The sequence below is a fragment of the Neorhizobium sp. LMR1-1-1.1 genome (assembly GCF_040675795.1).
Classification (GTDB): domain Bacteria; phylum Pseudomonadota; class Alphaproteobacteria; order Rhizobiales; family Rhizobiaceae; genus Neorhizobium; species Neorhizobium cellulosilyticum.
The window spans coordinates 40,335-57,432 of the sequence record NZ_JBEGHE010000019.1 but is presented as its reverse complement, the minus strand read 5'-3'; the positions used below and the strand labels follow the sequence as shown (position 1 = coordinate 57,432).

Here is a 17,098-nt window from a genome sequence, read left to right as displayed (position 1 = left end):
TCCTGTGCAAGAATAGTCAATCCCAACGGCACCATCCAGAAACCCAGTATCGGCAGAAACCCGACAAATCCGAATATGACGAACAGGATACCCACGATGAGACGGAGCCATCGCAGTTCCGGCTTTCTCATCGACCGGATGAAGCGGCCAAGGGGTCTCGGTATTTTGTCGGCGTATCTCTCGACGATTGCATCGAGCTTCTGGGCGTCTGTCTTGTCGGTTTCTTTGGTCGCCGCCTGCCTGGAAGTGCCGAGTATCTCCGGAGAGCGTTTCTTGTCTCGATAGTCTGAACTCGGGCCACGGCCAGGCTGGCTTGACGACCGTCCCTCGTTAATTGCGTCGGCTACCGCCTTGACCAGAGGCAAGTCGGACAGCGTCTCGATCGCCACCGAAAGTTTGGGTTGCCAATTGGGATAGCTGCTGCTGGTGCCTGGAACGTTAGTCGGTCGCATTTCATCTGTCAGGTCTGCCAGACGGATAACGACCAGTATGCTCGGCGTGCCGGCGATAAATCGATGTGCTCGGATGGTTAGGTCTTGCAGGGTGGATTGCGACAGGGTCTCGATCAGATCGCCTGCATCAGGACTGCCAACCGCCTGGATCAGTTGCCGCCGTTCCTGCTTGCGCTCGGCCTCATGCTGGCGTGTCAGGTCTGGCGAAACAATGCCGTGTTCGGCACGAAGATCGATATCCGCACCGCGCCACCATCCCGTTAGCGTCTGATGGTCATGTGTCGATATACAGGCCAGTGCGAGAGCCGGATATTCTGTCGCGGGTTTGAAGCCCTCGTCATCGCGCTCGTAGGAGAGGATGCGGTAAGACAGGATGCTGGCGGCCGTCAGATCGTCCTGAAGTCCGTCGGGGAGCAATCCCAGATCCTCGCCGATGACGAGGCAACGATGCCGCCCGGACGTATCTGCTAGGATCCGTATCAGGTCTTCCTGCGGATAGCTGACATAGGCGCCGTCAGATGGCGTTTTGTCTATCGGGACGAGGAACAGTCTACGAAGCGCTGCCGCGTGGTCGATCCGGATGGCGCCGGCATACTGCATGGCCGCGGTCACCATTCGCTCGAATGGCGAAGCCTCACCCGAGGCGATCCGTGACGGCTGGAACCCTGCAAGGTGCCAGTCCTGACCATCTGGTGCGAACGGATCGGGCGGGCTGCCGATTGTCGCTTCTGTCAGGTAGTTATCGCCTTCGCTCCACGTCGCGGAGCCGTCGAGAGCCTCGCCGACGGCAAGGTCGAGATAAAGTCCGATTCGCAGGCCGCAAGTGCCGGCATATGCCGCGGCGTCCGAAAGCTGTCGGTGGGTGATCCATTGCAGCCAGGAATGAAACCGGATTTCATCGCTATGCGCGGCGGCAAATGAAACAACCGATGGCGCGTCTGGATCCTGAAACTCATCTGGCCAGGAGTGCCAGCCAGCCGCAAAGCCGCTCTGTACCATATACTCCGACAGGGTTTCGAATAGGGCGTGACGTCGAAGAGCCTCGCCGCCGTAACCGACGAAGGCTTCGAAGTCCGTGTGTCCGTCATCGGCCGCATTTGTGGTTTTCCACCGCTCCCAGATTGATCGTAGGGCTGAAAGCTTCACATCAGTCACTGCCCCGTATGCGACGAGATCGGTGGCGCGCAATGCGCTGATCGCTGCTTGTTGTTCGGCATCCGGCTGGAAACCGGGCAGCTTGTCGACAGCGATATAGAGCGGGTTGAGGAAGAGCCGGTTGGAAGGTTCATAGGGACTGCATCGCCCTGCGTCAGCGAGAAAGGGAGCGTGCAGCGGGTTCAGCCCGATGAAATCGCCACCAAGCGACGCGACCATATCGATCATGACACGCAGGTCTTCAAGATCGCCGATGCCCCAGTTCCTCTCAGAGCGCAGCTCGTATAGCTGGAGGCTAAGGCCCCAGACGCGCTCTGCGGACAGGAAGTCTGGAACGAAGCATGAAGCCGCATTTTCGAGCATGTGCGATCCGGCATTCCGGCCACCGGATCCGGCAGGATGATCATCGATCAGTTCCACATTCAGCGCCTGGAGAAGCCTTCGCTTGGTGTCATCGGAAATTTCCACCGCCTCTCCGCTGGGCGTCGGACGTTTCAGATCGATACCATGCCCAAGCGCCAGCCGATCAAGTGCGCTTCCCCTGATACCATCAAGCTGCAATCCATGCTCTACTCCCGCACGGTAATCTGACCTACTACGCAACATCGGCGCGAACCCAAACGCTGACGCTGCCGCCGTGAACCGGGAAACTTGCCTTGCCATCATCGCCGACGACGATCTCGTCATCGCGGTGGCCGAGGTAATCCCGGAAATTGGCGCCCGCTACCTCCATGCCGAGATCAACTGATTTCTCGCCCGCGTCACTATTGGACAAGACGGTGACGCAGCCGGGCATGTTGGCGGTTCCATGTCTCACGAATGCGACGCATGAATGATGATCGAAGTAATCCGTCTGCGGTCCGTGCGCGAAGCGTCTGCGCGCCTCGACCAGTTTTGGCAGGCATTCGATCGCCGGCATGTCGACCGAGCGATGTTCGCCGTCCTTGCTCTCCGTATAGCTTGCGCCATAGAGATCGGGATAGAAGACGCATGGTGCGCCCTGTTCGCGCAACAGGATCAGCGCATATGCAAGCGGCTTGAACCATGGGTCAACGGCGGCTTCTAGGGATTGAAGCGGCTGGGTATCGTGATTGTCGACGATGGTCACAGAATGGTCGGGATGCACCGACACGAGCGATCCGTCGAAGATAGTCCGCATGTCGAAATCGCCGCCGGACTTCGACGCCTCATGGAAACGGTGGTGGAGCGCCACGTCGAACACGGTCAGTTGGTGATCGACGAGATCGAGGTAGCTCTTCAGCGTTCCCATGTTCGGGTGCCAGTATTCGGCAACCACGAACAAGTCCTGCTTGACGGTCTGGCGCATATGGCCGACCCAATCGCGGAAGAACCAGGCGGGAATGTGCTTTGCCGCATCGAGCCGGAAACCGTCGACACGAACCTGCTCGGACAGCCATCGCCCCCAATATTTCAGTTCCTCATAGACGGCCTTGTTGCGAAACTCGACATCGGCGCCCATCAGGTAGTCGAAATTGCCAAGCTCGTCGTCGACCTCGTCATTCCATTCGCCTTCGCCATATTCGTTGACGAGCCGGAAGACACCGCTTTCGTCCGGATTTTCGATGCGGTCGACACCGCTGAAGCACTTTTGATCCCAGACGAATTTCGAGTGCGCGCCGCCGCGCCCGGGAAAGTTGAAGCGTGTATGAGCGAGCGCCTTGAACTCCTCGTCCTCGATCTGGGTGCGGTCGTCGGGATTGACCCGCCTGACACGGACAGTCTCTTTCTCGTCGGCGCCCATCTTGTGATTGAATACCACGTCGTGGATCACACCGATGCTGTTTTCGTTCAGGATCCGGCATGCATGTTCGAGCGCAGCCTTGTCGCCATATTTGGTCGCGACCGTTCCTTTCTGATCGAATTCACCGAGATCGAACAGGTCGTAGGTGTCGTAACCAACGGAAAATCCCCCGGCAGAACCCTTGTAGGCTGGGGGCAACCAGATATCCGTGATGCCGATTGCCGCCAAACTTTCCGCCTTCTCCACGACTTCTTTCCAAAGTCCGCCTCCGTCTTGCGTGTACCAGTGGAAGAATTGCAGGAGTGTGCGTTGCATCATTGCGAACCTCGTTGAGTGGCGCCATTCAACGGGCGTGAGAAGATTTGGTTTCGCGGGGTCCGTCGCCACGCACAGATTCTTTGGGCCAGCTCTGTCAGAAAAATTAAGTGTACTAAGACGGCGACGGAACTTAGGCCGCCTTTACCAGTTCAGGCCAGTGTTCGAACACGATCTGTCGAACAAGCTCTATTGCTGCTCGATTGCCTTCCTGCTGCGCAAGCTTCCATCGTCGAAGACGCCAAGAGCGTCAGAGACATCGCTGAGACGATATTGAAGGCGATACTGGAAACGGAAGCCCCGCCGGTCCTGTCAGTCGCCTGATGGGCAATGTCTGCCGCAATTCTGTAAGCTGTGTCGCCGACGGCGATCACGCCGGGTACCGCCGATGACAACGACCTTTTCACCGCCGAGGAAGGAAGAGGAATGTGGGTGCGAGCGACGGGCCGCAAGGCCGATCCCATCGACGCGCCCGATAGCACTCCATCATCTATAGCCATCGAGTCAGGCTGCCTCCTCCTCAATCGCGAGGTCTCTCAGCAGGGCATGGATTTCGTCGCCACTCAGGCGGGAAGGGTCAAAACCACTGGAGAGGCCGATGCCAGCAAAGCGCTTGGCGTGTATGTCCGACGTGCCGATGAAGCCCATTGCCCAGTTCGGAAAAGACCGGCGATCGATTGGATCCAAGGCGAGCAGCGACACATCTCCGTGCCGTTCATCTTGCTGGATGCGCTCAAAGGCTGCCTCGACTTTATCGAGGGGGCCTTCCAAAACTTGGGCAAAGCACCCGGCATTGAATAGCAGCGCTCCGGTAATCTCGTCGCGTTGATTGTTTATCCGGCTCTTTTCGAGGATTTCCTCCACATGTGAGCCAAAGGTCGCTTCATTGTGGGCAATATGATTGCGACTGTAATAAACGAGCCGGTACATGCCAGAAGCCATGGTTAAACCCTTTGTCATTCTACATCATTTTGCGCGAGGAAGGCAGGGATCTGATCCATGCCGATCGGCCGGCCGGTAAGGTATCCCTGCACATGCGTGCAACGCTCTCCGCGGATCCGAGACAATTGTTCGGCGGTCTCGACGCCTTCGGCTGTAATGGCCATGCCAAGGCTGGCGCCGAGACCTGCGATGGAGCGCAGAATGGCTTCGCTGTCGGCGTCGTCACTGGCAACAAAGGACCGATCGATCTTGATCTTGTTGAAGGGAAACTTCTGCAGATAGCTCAGTGACGAATAGCCGGTTCCAAAGTCGTCCATCGAGATCTTAACGCCGAGCTCGCGCAGGGAATTGAGCGTCTGAATGACGTTGTCGGTATCGTCGAGAAGCGCGCCTTCGGTGATCTCGATTTCCAGCCGTTGGGCTGGCAGTCCGGACCGTTTGAGCGCGGTAGCTACCGTGTCGAGCAACGTGTCGGCTTTGAACTGCAGCGGCGAAACGTTAACAGCCACGATCATCTCGCCAGGCCATGACATGGCTTCAACACACGCAGTTCTCATTACCCACTCGCCGATCTTCACGATTAAGCCGTTCTCCTCGGCAAGTGAGATGAAGGAGAGAGGCGGGATATTGCCCTTGACCGGGTGTTCCCAGCGCAGGAGCGCCTCAAACCCGTCTACTCTGTTGCTGGTGACATTGATAAACGGCTGGTAGTTCAGCTTGAACTGCTTCAGCGCCAGCGCACGGCGCAGATCGATTTCCATCTCCCGGCGCGCGAAGAGAAGCGCGTCCATGCCGTTCTTGAACATGCTGTAACGGCCTCTTCCGGCCTTCTTTGCCTCATACAAGGCGAGGTCACCGTTGCGGAGGAGGTCGCGCGCCTGAACGGCATCTTTGCCGATCGCTACGCCGACGCTGACGCCGATATTGACGGTGTGACCATGGATGACATATGTGCGGCCGATGAGGTCGACAATACGAGAAGCCAAGGTCTCTGCTGCGCCCTCCTCCTCAACGTGCCGCTGCATGACGACAAATTCATCCCCACCGATACGAGCGACGATATCATCCTTGTGGCAGGCAGCTGTGAGCCGGTCTGCAACCTTTTTTAGAAGAAGGTCGCCGACCGCATGTCCGAGCGTGTCGTTGATCATCTTGAAACGATCGAGATCGAGGCAGTGAACTGCGACCGAAGACGCCGGTCCAGTGCACAAGGCCGAAGAAAGGCACGCGAGCAAGGCATTGCGTTTGGTTAGACCGGTCAGTTCATCCAAACCGCTTGGTTTGTCGGCGCATTGTGCATGTAGGGAGGGCCGCAAATCGATGAGGAACTGTCCTGCACCCAATGCTGCAATGGCGGCATCGAAATTCTCGCTGTCCCTGGATACTAGGAGAGAGGAGGGTGCGCCGGTCATGGTGGCAAGGTTCAACGCGCATCCTGGAAAAAGGTCGTGAATTTCGCTCCCGACGACCGCTGCCAATGATGTCATGCTGGCCGTGTTCGCATATGTGACGAGCCCGTCCGAACCGACGACCAAGACTGGACGCGGCAATAGCTCGAGGATCTGCTCGGCACTGGGGATGCCAGCTGGATGAGCTTGGGTTATTTGCGGAAACGGCGTTGCGACGTTCATGGGGGCCTACCAATGCGAGTTGGCCACAAGGTAAGCCTCGGAAGTTACCCAACAACGGATCGGCCCGGTAAACGTGGATGTTTCATGCCAGACGGTTACCAATTGCTGAACATCGACAAGGTTGCATGAGGGTTGGCGCCACTACAGAGGACACGATTAGCAAGTCGGCGCTTGATAGTCAGGCATCATCTTCCGCCCCCAGCGCGCTTTCGAGAAAAATCTACATCATGGTTCTATTCAACAACGATTGCGACGGCTTCCGATCAAGAACGCTCAACGCCTTGCAGTGCTGCCAAGCGAGAGCGGAGGTAGGGACCTCAATCGTCGGTGATCGAACGTCGCGGGGCTGCTTCTCCTCATCGGCTGAACGTTGTTATAGTTGGTGAAATTTTCACATGACGTCCGCGCGAGGAAGCCGGGAGAATACGAGTGTGGTGCTAATTGTAGCACTAGAGGTTGGTGGGTTTGTAACTCTCTAAGAAACGTCAAGCCGCCTCTAACGTGACCTTTTAGCCCATAATTTCTCTTCAAACACAGACATTTAACGGGAACCGATGGCAGTTCGCCCAGTTGTAGCCGCACAACAACAGGAGAGACATCGTGAAAAAGATCCTACTCGCTTCAGCGTTCGCTTTGGCTGCCACAGGTGCCTTGGCGCAGTCCGCCACGGAATCGACCGGAGTGAATTCAGCTCTCGGCGTGGCCCCAAAGACAGAAGACTTCATCCTGCAGGCTTCCGCCAGCGATGTGTTTGAGATCGAATCGAGCAAGCTCGCGCTTCAGAAGGGTGACGAGACCATCAAGGCATTCGCGCAGAAGATGATCACCGATCACGAGAAGACGACCGTCGAACTCAAAGCACTTCTTACGGGTGGCAAGGTCCAAGGTAATGCTGTGACTGCTCTGATTGAGGATCACAAGGAAGAGGTAGATGAGCTAGGCAAGCTTAACGGTGCCGAGTTCAATGAAGAATACATCGATGATCAGGTCGAAGCTCACGAAGACGCTGTTGATCTCTTCAAGCGCTATGCAACCGAAGGGGAAAACGCTGACCTGAAGGCTTGGGCGGCAAAGACGCTTCCTGCATTGGAGCACCACTACAAGATGGCTCAGGATCTCGACAAGTAACGTCTTTGGCGGGAAGGCAGCTGTCGCCTTCCCGCGTTGAGCTCTGGTCATCGGCAGCCATGGCGTTAAGCTCTTCGTTCAGGAAGCTGACTCGTTGGCATAGGGTGGAGTCCATGACCGCCATCATGGACGTGATAAATGCCCGACACTCCCTGATGGAGGGCGGGAAGTTGAGGCGAGCGATGACATATCGCCGCTGGTGTTGAGATATCAGCTGCATGTGGAATCTGCGATCAAGGAGCTGGAATGTGACCATTGACAACAATTCAGAAACGGCCCCTGCCTTTGTGCTGGAAGAGTTCTTCTCGGGCTCGCTTCGAGGATGGGGTGTTTCGCTCGGCCGAATGGGCGGTCTTAAGAACCGATTCTCCATCGAGGCGGAGGGTCGGTGGGATGCCCAGGCCAATACCTTGTCTCTTAAGGAAGTATACAGCTTCGATGATGGCCACCATGATTTCCTGACCTGGACAATCATCAATCGGGGCGAGGGCGCTTACGAAGGACGGGAGACGCTCATCGACGGCACCGCAGATGGCGAGCAGTTCGGCAATACCTTTCGCTGGAAGTATACCCGCGAGGTGCCCGCTGCAGACGGCACGAAAACGAAGTTCGGCTTTGACGACTGGTTCTATCTGCATGACAAGGACCACATGACGGCACATGCCTCGATGACCAAGGTTGGCATAGAATTTGCGACGCTCACAGCGTTCTATGAACGACTGATTTGAACCATGTAGGGTGGGCCGCGATGATCATGCCCGATGTCGCGGGAACCTCGCCTGCTCGCCGGGCAAGCTCCAACGGGCTGACGAAGGCTGCTTAACCCTGATGCGCATCGAACACGCGCTGCAACGGGTCTGGACGAAGTCATCGATGACCCATGCAAGAATCCCGAACCGCCTTCGTTCCGTTTGGCTGCTGATCAAATATCGGCTGCCTTTCAATCACGGCGCCAATCGGTTCCGAGATGTCGTACATACTCCATTTCGGCGATCCCATAAGCTTGACCGGCTATCGTCTCCAGTTCCAGCCTGTCCGTGACTCTTATCATCGAGCGTTCGGCTTTGATCGCAAGATCACCTTCAAGCTTGTGAAGGGCGTCTGTGACACTCGGCCGTCGTACACCGAGCATCAGCGCAAGGAAATCGTGGGTGAGGGGAAGTTCGTCTCCGATCCTGTCCTGGCTCATAAGTATCCAACGTGCCAAGCGCTGCTGAACGTTATACCGACCGTCAGAAAGTGCGGTTGCTGCAATCTGGATCATGAATACATGCGCGTACTTCAGTAAGAGGTCTCGCAACGGTATGGACCTCGACATCGCTTCTCGAAGTCTGCCAACTTCAATTCGCAATGCTGGGCCTCCGCACTGCATAAACGCATAGTGAGGGGTCGTTTCCACGCCGAGGACGATGGGCACAGCGGAGAAACCTTCACGGCCTATGCATCCGACTTCGATTTCCTTCCCGGACCGTCCTCCGGCAATCTCGGAAGACAATCCGCCTTCGAAAAAAAAGACATGCCCGATGGGATCGTTGGCCTCAAACAGTCGCTCACCAAGCGTCAACCTGACCGGCACTAGGTGCTGGCGTATGAACTCTGTCTCGATCGGCGGCAGTAATGAAAGTAGCTTATTTGTGGTCCAGGACATTTCAGAATCCATCTTAATGCACATAAAACTCCACATATGGCTGAGATGAACGATTCCTAGCAGAAAAAGCAACTTACGCGCGGAGCGAGGAAACTTATCTGCAACTTTGCTGTTGAGCACGCAACATAGCAGGAGTGAGTCATGCCAAGGTACTACTTCCACATTCGGGACGGCGATAAGATCGCACACGACCCTGAAGGCGCTGATTTCGTTGACCTGGCAAGCGCTGAAGCCGAAGCCGTCAAATCAGCTCGTGAGCTGCTCTCGCAGCGCGTGTTTGACGGGGTGCTCGTTGATGGCCAGGCTTTCGAGCTGACAGATGAAAACGGGTCCATCGCCGCTGTGGTAAAGTTCAAGGATGTCCTGCGGCTCACATAGACGGTGGCGGTACGCTTTCGGAACCAATTATTACGAAGAAACGTTGGCGATATCGTTCGGTTCGACGTTCGTCTCGAACCGAAAGGATATCACATGTTAATGAGAAAAGACCAGCTCCAGGCGGAGCTGCCCGCGCCGAAAACCGCGGACCCGAATGCTCCCCGACAAGTGCTTATAGGCCGGACGGGGGACTGTCAGCTTATGCCGCGCTAGCGGAGCTAGGTTCGCATCGAGCCCATTGATCTCAAATGACACTTCTATTGATTTATCATCGCCGACAAGTGGAGCCGAGCTCGGTTAACCCTGCTTTTTATTGTACCCAGCGCGCAGCCGCATCGGCCTGCGGCATCCTCGTAACTCAAGCATTCGATAAAAATAAGTTCGATTGCCATCCGATGATCTTTCGATAGTCCCGCTATCGCGACTTCGAGTTCATGGCCCCGAACAGTCCATTCCTGGTTCGCTGGGGTAGACACCCGCAAGGCTGCGTCTTCCACGTTCCCTACTTGCTCTCGCTTGACGATCCCGAATTTCGTGCAGAAGGTGTTACGCATAATTGTGAACAGCCAGGACCGTAACTGAGTGCCACGCTGAAACTTATCCGCGTTAGCGATTGCTTTTACCATCGTCTCCTGCACAAGATCGTCAATGTCGCTGGATGAAGGATGAAATCGCCTCGCGAAGTTTCTCAACGCTTGGGTATGCTCAAGAAGTTGCGCCTCAGTGAAGCCAATGGAATCGAACTGGTTCATTGCCTCATTCCCCGTTAGTCGACACAACCTTCCCTGTTGAATTACGTTCCGACCCTAAATTCGTTCGTACGATATCAGACCGGCGTAAGGTCTCACGTAAGAACTCATGAGCCATTCGCTGAACCCGACGGATTGCCGTTCGGTCGTGCGTTGCCTCGAAAAAGGTGACTGAGTTAGGCATTGCGCTGACGGTGGTCGGCGCTTTTGATGTCGGTTATTATTTTTAAAATGGCAGCCACGAAGGCCCCGCAGACCCACCCGATGTTTCAACTACCAACCAATGACGCGGGATAGGAGAGCGTGAAGGAGATGAGGCTATGGCTCAGGCGACAAGGCGGCACATGGGATGATGCTGTTTGCGGCAATTATTCTTATCTCGGCGCTTCTTTTGGCAGAGCTGTATTACTTCGTGTTGACACCCGGCGATCCGAACAGCGCAACGATCCAACGCCCACAGGAGAGGACATCGGGGCCTCAGAGTCGCTAAAGCCGTCATTGCAGCCTCAATGTGAGACGCGAAGCCGCAATCCTAGAATGGAACTTTCGCCCGCTTAAGCGGTTCGCAAAGCCCCAAAGGAGAAGCTAATGTCTGATGATAAGACCCGCGAAATTTTTGTGACTGGCTTGAGAAACGCTCACGCCATGGAAAACCAGGCCCTGTCGATCATGAAGCCGCAGGTGAAGCGAATTGAGAACTATCCCGAAATGGCCGCCATGCTGCAGCAGCACATTAACGAAACTCAGGGTCAGATTGATCGGATCGAGGAAATCCTCACTTCGCTTGCCGAGGACCATTCGACGTTGAAGGATTTGGCATTGTCTCTCACTGGATCGCTTGCGGCGTTAGGGCATTCGGTTGCCGGCGACGAGATCCTTAAAAATAGCATGGCGAATTTCGCCTTCGAGAATTTCGAAATTGCGGCGTATAAGTCGCTGATTACGATCGCCGAGCTTGGAGGCTACGCAGGTCTGGTGAGCCCATTGCAAATGAGCCTTGACCAGGAAGTTGCCATGGCCGCCTGGCTGGAAGAGAATTTGCGGCCGACGACGATCAAGTTTGCAAATCTTAAAGAGGCCGGTCAAACGGCGAAAGTCTAAGGTTCGAATGGAGCGTGACCTATTCATCGCGCCTGTTCGCATCAGCCTTACGTTAAATTGGTTGAGGAAGGGCAAGATGTCGTCTCGAAACTGGCGTCACCTCTGTATCGATATGCAGCGGATGTTCAGTGAGGACACGCCGTGGCAAGTCGAGTGGATGGGGGCCGTCCTACCTGTCGTCTGCGAGGTCGTCGGGCGCTTCCCGGACAAGACGGTATTCACACGGTTTGTTCCCCCGGAAAAATCCTCACAAGCCAGCGGCAACTGGCGCGGCTACTATGAGCGGTGGGAGGCCATGACCCTCGCGAAGCTTCCGCCCGAGATGGTCGAAATTGTCGAACCCTTGAGGCGGCACATTCCCCCGGCGCGGGTATTCGACAAGTCTACCTACAGTCCCTGGACCGATGGTCGCCTACATTCCGTATTCAGCCAGGAAGAAATATCGTCAATCGCGGTGTCAGGTGGCGAAACCGATGTCTGCGTCCTGGCGACGGTCTTGGGCGCGGTCGATCTCGGCTACCACGTGACCGTGTTGTCGGATGCCGTCTGCAGCGGGGCAAATGCCACCCACGACGCGGCGATCACTTTGCTACGAGACCGGTTTTCCATGCAGCTTGACGTGCAGACTGTTGAACAGTTCCTTCGCACCGCGGAGTAATGCGGTGCGAAGGATTGTGGGCAGGTTCTGATCAGGATTCTTCATCGTCCCAAACAGTGTTAGCGGCTTTTCCTCCGTCCTTTCCGGATTTTGATTCCCATTCCGCACTTGCCTGTGCCCACTGCTCGCTGTCCTGCCCTTCAGGCCGGCCAGCTTGCTCCCAGAGTTCGTACGCGCGCTTTGAGATCCATTCCTCGCGTTCGGTACGCATAATTTCCTCCACACGAATATGAAATTGTCGGCGAGCACCTATATGCGCGCCCCCGATCTTCACTTCAGGCCGTGTTTTTAGCACCCTTGGAGTTTGCTGACGCTTCCCCAAGCTGCGTAAGCAGCTCGTCGGTTTCGAGCTCTTCCTGGAGATTGGCATCGATAAGCGGGATCGCTTCTTCAAGGCCCAACTGGCCAGCCCAGCTCTTGAGCGTCCCATATCGTGCAATTTCGTAATGCTCTACCGCCTGCGCAGAAGACATCAGGCCTGCGTCGAGAGCGATCGAGCCTTTGTACTCCTCGATGATTTCCTCGCCTTCGGCGATGATGCCCTGGATTGCTTCACAGGTCTTGCCGCGAGCCGGTTTTCCAATCAGCTCGAACACTTGCTGGAGACGGTCAATTTGACCTTCTGTCTGATCCCGGTGCTTCAGGAACGCTGCTTTGCCTTCTTCCGATTGCGACGCACGTGCCATCTTCGGGAGCGCCTTCAGGATCTGCTTTTCGGCAAAGTGAATGTCCTTGAGCGTATCCAGAAAAGATCGTTCAGTGTTTTCTCAGCCATATTTGCTTCCTCCTCGGTTGAAATTGGCCACATAAACCGCGCGGAGCTTGGAAAGTTCCTGTCTTCGCCGTGCCATTGGAAGCCAAGGCGAAAGCTATTTTGCAGTTGCTTTTTTGGTGCTCAGTTTTTTTTGAACAGAATAAACGCTGACGAGATGAAACATGCCGAGTTGGTCAGTATAGTGGGCCATTCCATTCGCGTGACGCCGAATGCTGTCCACAGCGCGAAACCTGTGACGGTGGGCAGTACACCCGCGCTGAAATAGCTTCGTATTATCGGTGCTCGTCAAGCAGGAGGTGCCTCGGGTATGGCAGATATCCGCTTGGCCGCTAGTTTTCTGTCGGGTGCCCGCAGTCCGGGCAAATATGGCGACGGGCTGTTCGATTTCGTGGCTGAGCGCTGACAAAGATTGACTCTATTGGCAGCCACATTTTGATGACGACCCTCAAGGGGGGTTCAGTGTCAGTACGCTGCCCCCGGCTGCTTCCAACCGATGCAGATACGTGTCGGGCCCGATCAACTGATACGGAAAATAGAGACCGGGCGGTGCAGGCGCTCGACCGTCGAGCCCGGTCAGGCGCTCGAGGATCATCGTCACGCCCATCGCGGTAAGAGGTGCCGCTCCCCCTGGGTGAAAGACCGCATGTCGTGTCCGTAGCGGCTGACGATCATGATCCTTGCCGGAGAGTTCGATGATGATCTCTGTCGATTTCGGTTCGCCACGGCGACGGGCCGAACTGACGCCCGTTGCAAGATCGAACTGGACGTTCTTCGCGCCGGTGGCCGTTGCCAAACCCGCGACGTCGATCGAAGAAAAGCCGGAGGCTTTGATCTCGGTGCCGTCAATCGCATGAAACAGCGCCTGGGCATCGTCGCCGTCACGCCAGATATAGGCGCCATCGCGACGCGTCAGTGCTGCGGACATCATCTTGGACAGGCGTTCGAAATCTTCCGCCACGGCGGGTCCGCCGCCATCCTCTTCATCCACCAAGGCTCCGATCTTGATCTCGTCGATGCGATCGAATTTTTTCGCGAGTTGGAGTGTGGGAACCGTTGTGGCGCCGACGAGCCATTCGTAGCCGAGAACGACGGCCCCCGCGTCCGGCTTGTGCATGAATATTGCAATTTCGGGTGCGATCTCGAAGACGCCGGACGAAATGCCGAGATGGGGCAGAGCACGTGAATTGGCATAGCGAAGTCCGGCGAGGCTTTCGTCCGAATAGAAGACAGCGACGGCGCCAACCTGGCGACTGCCCAATCCGAGATCGTCCGCGCCGAGGTCCAGTTGCACGGCTTCGGCATTGCCAAGCTCCTTGGCCACCGCTTGTGCCTTTTCGATGTTCCGGCCGGCAATCAAAAATGGTGCGTCCTGATGCAGGTTGCGTAGCATTTGAGCGCTCAGGCGGCCGATTGCGCCGGAGCCACCCATCATCAGGATAGGATTTACGGACATAGGTTTTTCCTTCTACTATTTCGTAAGTTACTATTAGTAGGCAGAACGTTCATAACCTACCTTTAGTTGTATTGGCAACAGACGAGGTTTCAATGAAGCGAAGCGACGATATGACGGATCACGCAACGGCGGCGAAAAGGCTGCCGCGCGCCGACCGGCGCCGGCAGTTGCTCGACACCGCCCTTTTGATTGTCCGCGAAGAAGGCGCCGACCGGCTGACACTGGGACATCTTGCAGCCCGCGCCGGGGTGTCCAAGCCCGTTGCCTACGATCATTTCGAGACCAAGTCCGAGCTTCTGATCGCTCTCTATCGCTGGATCGACACGGAGAAGGTCAATGCCTTTCGCGAGGCGGTGACCGGAAGCGGGCGCCGCGCGGCGGAAACGGTCGATCTGCTCGCCGCAGCCTATATTCAATGTGCCGCCGACATAGACGGCGAATTCCATGCGGTCGGAGCAGCGCTGACTGGCAGCGAGGAGAAGGCGGCCGTGTTCCAAGAACTGCTGGCAAACAATGTCGCGATGTTAGTCTCAGTGCTGGCGCCGCACAGCACGCTAGCGCCCGATGAATTGACAAGACGCTGCATAGGCATGGTTGGCGCTGGTGAAGCAATCGCGGCAGCCCGGTTGCGTGGCGATTGCGACGAGAGTGAAGCAATCGCCACGTTCAGCGCCATTATCGGTGGCGCCTTCACGAAAGCATAGCCACAGTCTACAGACAGCGAACCTAGAAGGGGTCTACAACGCGCGTTTCTAGGAAAGAGAAGCCGTCTTTGCCGATGATTTGAGTCCGCTGGTAACGACGGGCTTGTAGAAATAGCTACTGGCACCAGCCTTGCGAGGCAAAGCTTCGGCGGGGTAGTAGATCGCCGACCGAAACGAAATACTTTTATCAGGACCTAGATGCGAATGGCCGCCGGCTGAATGGAGCGAGCAGCTACAAGGTGACTTTCCCTAAGGCCGATACGCCGCCTGTCGATGGGTCTTGGTTGCTGACGGTGTAAGATGCCCAGCACTTTTTCTCGCCTAAAGAGCTCGGTCGCTACTCGCTGGGTACCAAGAAGAAGTCACCAGGGAAGTATCTCGAGACCAATTGGCTTCCAGCACCCGCAGGCGCTTTTTCTCTCTATCTCGGACGTACTGGCCGAAGACTGAAATTGCTGACCGTAGCTGGACGCCGCCGTCGGTTAGGAGATAACGAGGATGGCATCAGGTTGGATCGATGGTAAGGCGAGAATCTTGTCCATGGGCGGCCCCTTCGATTGAGATCTTAACAGCTCATTCTGGCACATTTCGATGCCGTTCAGGGGCCGTCCACTCCAACATCAAGTCGGAGGACTGGCAAAGCGTACGCCCACGGCTTGGGGGTGAACGCACAGCGACAAGCTCGCGAATCATGGCCCCTCAGTGAGACGTGGCTCGCTTGTCCGAGGTCGAGCTAACAAGACTAGCCGCCAAAACCTGCTTCGGGAATCGGGGTCTGCAACTTCCTGTGTCGAAGGTTGCCACTGCATCGCGGTTTCTGGTCAGAGCGCGGACCCGATACTGATTGCTTTTGAGGAGTAGAAAAAACAATGTGGCCTACGCTGGCCTCCACGGCCGAATCTGCAAGCAGCTTGCCAAGCGTGAATTCGGCATTGCCTTGCGGTTCGAGCTGGGGCGTCATCAGGTATGCGCCGACGGCGCGAGTTCCTTCTCGTGGCCGAGGCTGAGGGGCGCAACCACAATTTCCGCCCCCAAATCCGCCAAATTGCGAGCTAAACGGCGCAGATGTCGCATTCACGTACCAACGCTCCGCTGAAAGAGCTTCGAAGGTAACGGAAAACTGTACCTGTATTAATGAGAATATGTAGATCGCGGGTCACGGCTGCGGCCCGCAAAAGCGCATGATCGCCCTCTGTAAAAAGCGGCGCTGCTCAAGGTGCCGATCTTTTCAATTTCGTTCGCAGAGCGAATGAGTTCGGTACTGAAGGTCTTGGTCGCGCCAAGCTTCTATTCCAGGTCTAGAATTTTGCCGTAATGAAACACTATGACCGGAGGCCGACGCGAGTGTACGTCCCCGGCTCCAAGCGAGGAGACCGACATGTTGCTCCACCATCAGCCCGTCCGTCCTGTCGCGCCCTACGGACCCGGCCTGACGCAGATCGAAAGCACGCGCCACGTCGCCGTTACCGTTCCAAAGAACGCGGCGAGTGCGATCAGCGTCGCTTTGCTCGACAAAGCCACCTCGCATGTTGGTTTTTTAGACTAGAGACGTCATCCGGTTCCTACGGCCGCATCGCTTTGGTTAAACCAAATGATGCTGCACCTCACGGCGGCAGCCATTAGAAGCTAACAAACATACGGGCTGAAGGAGTACCTCTTACCTTCTGAAGATCGATTGGTCAGTTGCAGCGCAAGATAAAGAGCACCGCCCCAGTCCCCGCTTCGTGACAAACCTAAACGGCTCGGAAATACTCGGCGCGGGTGATTCAAGGGATTGCAGGATGAGACTTATATTTGCGGCGGCAATTGTTCCGCTCCTTTTTTCGTCGATTGATGGCCAGGCTGGCGAAATCTTTGACGAGATAAGATTTGGGGGAAGCGGTCCTATTGACAGCGACTCCTCAAAGGATCGAGGATTTGTCGGCTCTGCGGGAGTCTTCTTTGCTCCATTCGATAGTTCAGACGACGGTCTAAACAAAGTGCTTTCGCCAAGGGCGCAGGTTGGTTTCTCTGGTGGAGCCTCCGCAACTGATCAGATCTATGTAGGCGTCAATTGGCATCTGCCGATCGGCGAGACATTCTTCGCGGAGGCTGGGATCGGAGGGACTGTCCACAATGGCAGTTTGGACAGCGGAGACGGCCCTCGGCTCGGCTGCCGGCTTCTGTTCCGCGTGGTGTGAAAGTCAAGGAAAAAGTCAGCCTTATGGCGACCGCGGATCACTCGTCCCACGCCAACATCTGCGATGG

15 protein-coding genes and 3 pseudogenes are annotated in these 17,098 nt (G+C 56.2%); 9 read left to right on the top strand and 9 right to left on the bottom strand.

What is annotated here, in order from left to right; translation table 11 throughout:
* Positions 1-320: 320 nt before the first annotated feature.
* The 4 genes and pseudogenes from malQ to MRBLMR1_RS10870 all read right to left on the bottom strand — a co-directional run.
* Positions 321-2,153 (bottom strand): annotated as a pseudogene (malQ, locus tag MRBLMR1_RS10885) (4-alpha-glucanotransferase); the annotation flags it as partial.
* 49 nt (positions 2,154-2,202) lie between these two features.
* Positions 2,203-3,687: an alpha-amylase gene (amyA, locus tag MRBLMR1_RS10880; RefSeq protein ID WP_404946207.1), complete on the bottom strand. Its 1,485-nt coding sequence runs from the start codon at positions 3,685-3,687 to the stop codon at positions 2,203-2,205.
* Positions 3,688-4,188: 501 nt separating this feature from the next.
* Positions 4,189-4,626 (bottom strand): BLUF domain-containing protein, encoded by a 438-nt coding sequence (locus tag MRBLMR1_RS10875; protein ID WP_148144977.1) that lies wholly within the window; start codon positions 4,624-4,626, stop codon positions 4,189-4,191.
* A 14-nt stretch (positions 4,627-4,640) separates the two neighbouring features.
* On the bottom strand, positions 4,641-6,257 hold the full coding sequence (locus tag MRBLMR1_RS10870; protein ID WP_500064585.1) for a putative bifunctional diguanylate cyclase/phosphodiesterase: 1,617 nt from the start codon (positions 6,255-6,257) through the stop codon (positions 4,641-4,643).
* 600 nt (positions 6,258-6,857) lie between these two features.
* Between MRBLMR1_RS10870 and MRBLMR1_RS10865 the strand changes: the two genes are divergently transcribed.
* Together MRBLMR1_RS10865 and MRBLMR1_RS10860 are read left to right on the top strand one after the other, a co-directional pair.
* A complete protein-coding gene (locus MRBLMR1_RS10865; RefSeq protein WP_404946210.1) occupies positions 6,858-7,385 on the top strand; it encodes a DUF4142 domain-containing protein in 528 nt (175 codons plus the stop codon).
* A gap of 248 nt (positions 7,386-7,633) precedes the next feature.
* A complete protein-coding gene (locus tag MRBLMR1_RS10860) occupies positions 7,634-8,113 on the top strand; it encodes a DUF3833 family protein (protein ID WP_206827376.1) in 480 nt (159 codons plus the stop codon).
* Positions 8,114-8,325: 212 nt separating this feature from the next.
* On the opposite strand, the gene MRBLMR1_RS10855 is transcribed toward MRBLMR1_RS10860, so the two are convergent.
* Entirely contained in the window at positions 8,326-9,033 is a 708-nt protein-coding gene (locus MRBLMR1_RS10855; RefSeq protein WP_206827378.1) for a Crp/Fnr family transcriptional regulator, read from the bottom strand.
* A gap of 141 nt (positions 9,034-9,174) precedes the next feature.
* Here MRBLMR1_RS10855 and MRBLMR1_RS10850 point away from each other — a divergent pair, with 141 nt between their 5' ends.
* On the top strand, positions 9,175-9,411 hold the full coding sequence (locus MRBLMR1_RS10850) for a DUF6894 family protein (protein WP_500064580.1): 237 nt from the start codon (positions 9,175-9,177) through the stop codon (positions 9,409-9,411).
* 257 nt (positions 9,412-9,668) lie between these two features.
* Here MRBLMR1_RS10850 and MRBLMR1_RS10845 read toward each other — a convergent pair whose 3' ends face one another.
* Positions 9,669-10,163, bottom strand: a complete 495-nt coding sequence (locus MRBLMR1_RS10845) for a sigma-70 family RNA polymerase sigma factor (protein ID WP_206827382.1) — start codon at positions 10,161-10,163, stop codon at positions 9,669-9,671.
* Between the two features lie 585 nt (positions 10,164-10,748).
* Here MRBLMR1_RS10845 and MRBLMR1_RS10840 point away from each other — a divergent pair.
* Positions 10,749-11,261, top strand: coding sequence for a ferritin-like domain-containing protein (locus tag MRBLMR1_RS10840; protein ID WP_206827384.1), 513 nt, complete (start codon positions 10,749-10,751; stop codon positions 11,259-11,261).
* Between the two features lie 76 nt (positions 11,262-11,337).
* The gene (locus MRBLMR1_RS10835) at positions 11,338-11,919 is read left to right on the top strand and encodes a cysteine hydrolase family protein (protein ID WP_206827386.1); all 582 of its coding nucleotides are present in this window, start codon (positions 11,338-11,340) and stop codon (positions 11,917-11,919) included.
* Positions 11,920-11,950: 31 nt separating this feature from the next.
* On the opposite strand, the gene MRBLMR1_RS10830 is transcribed toward MRBLMR1_RS10835, so the two are convergent.
* From MRBLMR1_RS10830 to MRBLMR1_RS10820, 3 genes and pseudogenes are all read right to left on the bottom strand, one after another.
* Positions 11,951-12,130, bottom strand: coding sequence for a DUF2934 domain-containing protein (locus MRBLMR1_RS10830; protein WP_206827388.1), 180 nt, complete (start codon positions 12,128-12,130; stop codon positions 11,951-11,953).
* 64 nt (positions 12,131-12,194) lie between these two features.
* A pseudogene (locus tag MRBLMR1_RS10825) lies at positions 12,195-12,694 on the bottom strand (YciE/YciF ferroxidase family protein).
* A 445-nt stretch (positions 12,695-13,139) separates the two neighbouring features.
* Positions 13,140-14,147: an NAD(P)-dependent oxidoreductase gene (locus MRBLMR1_RS10820; protein ID WP_500064577.1), complete on the bottom strand. Its 1,008-nt coding sequence runs from the start codon at positions 14,145-14,147 to the stop codon at positions 13,140-13,142.
* Between the two features lie 92 nt (positions 14,148-14,239).
* Here MRBLMR1_RS10820 and MRBLMR1_RS10815 point away from each other — a divergent pair, with 92 nt between their 5' ends.
* The 4 genes and pseudogenes from MRBLMR1_RS10815 to MRBLMR1_RS10800 all read left to right on the top strand — a co-directional run bounded on the left by MRBLMR1_RS10815 (position 14,240) and on the right by MRBLMR1_RS10800 (position 17,031).
* Entirely contained in the window at positions 14,240-14,851 is a 612-nt protein-coding gene (locus MRBLMR1_RS10815; RefSeq protein WP_500064576.1) for a TetR/AcrR family transcriptional regulator, read from the top strand.
* A 182-nt stretch (positions 14,852-15,033) separates the two neighbouring features.
* Positions 15,034-15,150: pseudogene (locus MRBLMR1_RS10810) on the top strand (DUF1214 domain-containing protein); the annotation flags it as partial.
* Positions 15,151-16,229: 1,079 nt separating this feature from the next.
* Entirely contained in the window at positions 16,230-16,397 is a 168-nt protein-coding gene (locus MRBLMR1_RS10805) for a hypothetical protein (RefSeq protein WP_500064575.1), read from the top strand.
* A gap of 235 nt (positions 16,398-16,632) precedes the next feature.
* Positions 16,633-17,031 (top strand): hypothetical protein, encoded by a 399-nt coding sequence (locus MRBLMR1_RS10800; protein ID WP_500064574.1) that lies wholly within the window; start codon positions 16,633-16,635, stop codon positions 17,029-17,031.
* Positions 17,032-17,098 lie beyond the last annotated feature (67 nt).

What these genes read in the sequence shown, in the direction of transcription:
- MRBLMR1_RS10805 (WP_500064575.1), top strand. Translation starts at nt 16,230, where the DNA reads ATGTTGCTCCACCATCAGCCCGTCCGTCCTGTCGCGCCCTACGGACCC.
- MRBLMR1_RS10835 (WP_206827386.1), top strand. Translation starts at nt 11,338, where the DNA reads ATGTCGTCTCGAAACTGGCGTCACCTCTGTATCGATATGCAGCGGATG.
- MRBLMR1_RS10840 (WP_206827384.1), top strand. Translation starts at nt 10,749, where the DNA reads ATGTCTGATGATAAGACCCGCGAAATTTTTGTGACTGGCTTGAGAAAC.
- MRBLMR1_RS10855 (WP_206827378.1), bottom strand. Translation starts at nt 9,033, where the DNA reads ATGTCCTGGACCACAAATAAGCTACTTTCATTACTGCCGCCGATCGAG.
- MRBLMR1_RS10845 (WP_206827382.1), bottom strand. Translation starts at nt 10,163, where the DNA reads ATGAACCAGTTCGATTCCATTGGCTTCACTGAGGCGCAACTTCTTGAG.
- MRBLMR1_RS10815 (WP_500064576.1), top strand. Translation starts at nt 14,240, where the DNA reads ATGAAGCGAAGCGACGATATGACGGATCACGCAACGGCGGCGAAAAGG.
- MRBLMR1_RS10870 (WP_500064585.1), bottom strand. Translation starts at nt 6,257, where the DNA reads ATGAACGTCGCAACGCCGTTTCCGCAAATAACCCAAGCTCATCCAGCT.
- MRBLMR1_RS10830 (WP_206827388.1), bottom strand. Translation starts at nt 12,130, where the DNA reads ATGCGTACCGAACGCGAGGAATGGATCTCAAAGCGCGCGTACGAACTC.
- amyA (WP_404946207.1), bottom strand. Translation starts at nt 3,687, where the DNA reads ATGATGCAACGCACACTCCTGCAATTCTTCCACTGGTACACGCAAGAC.
- MRBLMR1_RS10875 (WP_148144977.1), bottom strand. Translation starts at nt 4,626, where the DNA reads ATGGCTTCTGGCATGTACCGGCTCGTTTATTACAGTCGCAATCATATT.
- MRBLMR1_RS10800 (WP_500064574.1), top strand. Translation starts at nt 16,633, where the DNA reads ATGAGACTTATATTTGCGGCGGCAATTGTTCCGCTCCTTTTTTCGTCG.
- MRBLMR1_RS10850 (WP_500064580.1), top strand. Translation starts at nt 9,175, where the DNA reads ATGCCAAGGTACTACTTCCACATTCGGGACGGCGATAAGATCGCACAC.
- MRBLMR1_RS10820 (WP_500064577.1), bottom strand. Translation starts at nt 14,147, where the DNA reads ATGTCCGTAAATCCTATCCTGATGATGGGTGGCTCCGGCGCAATCGGC.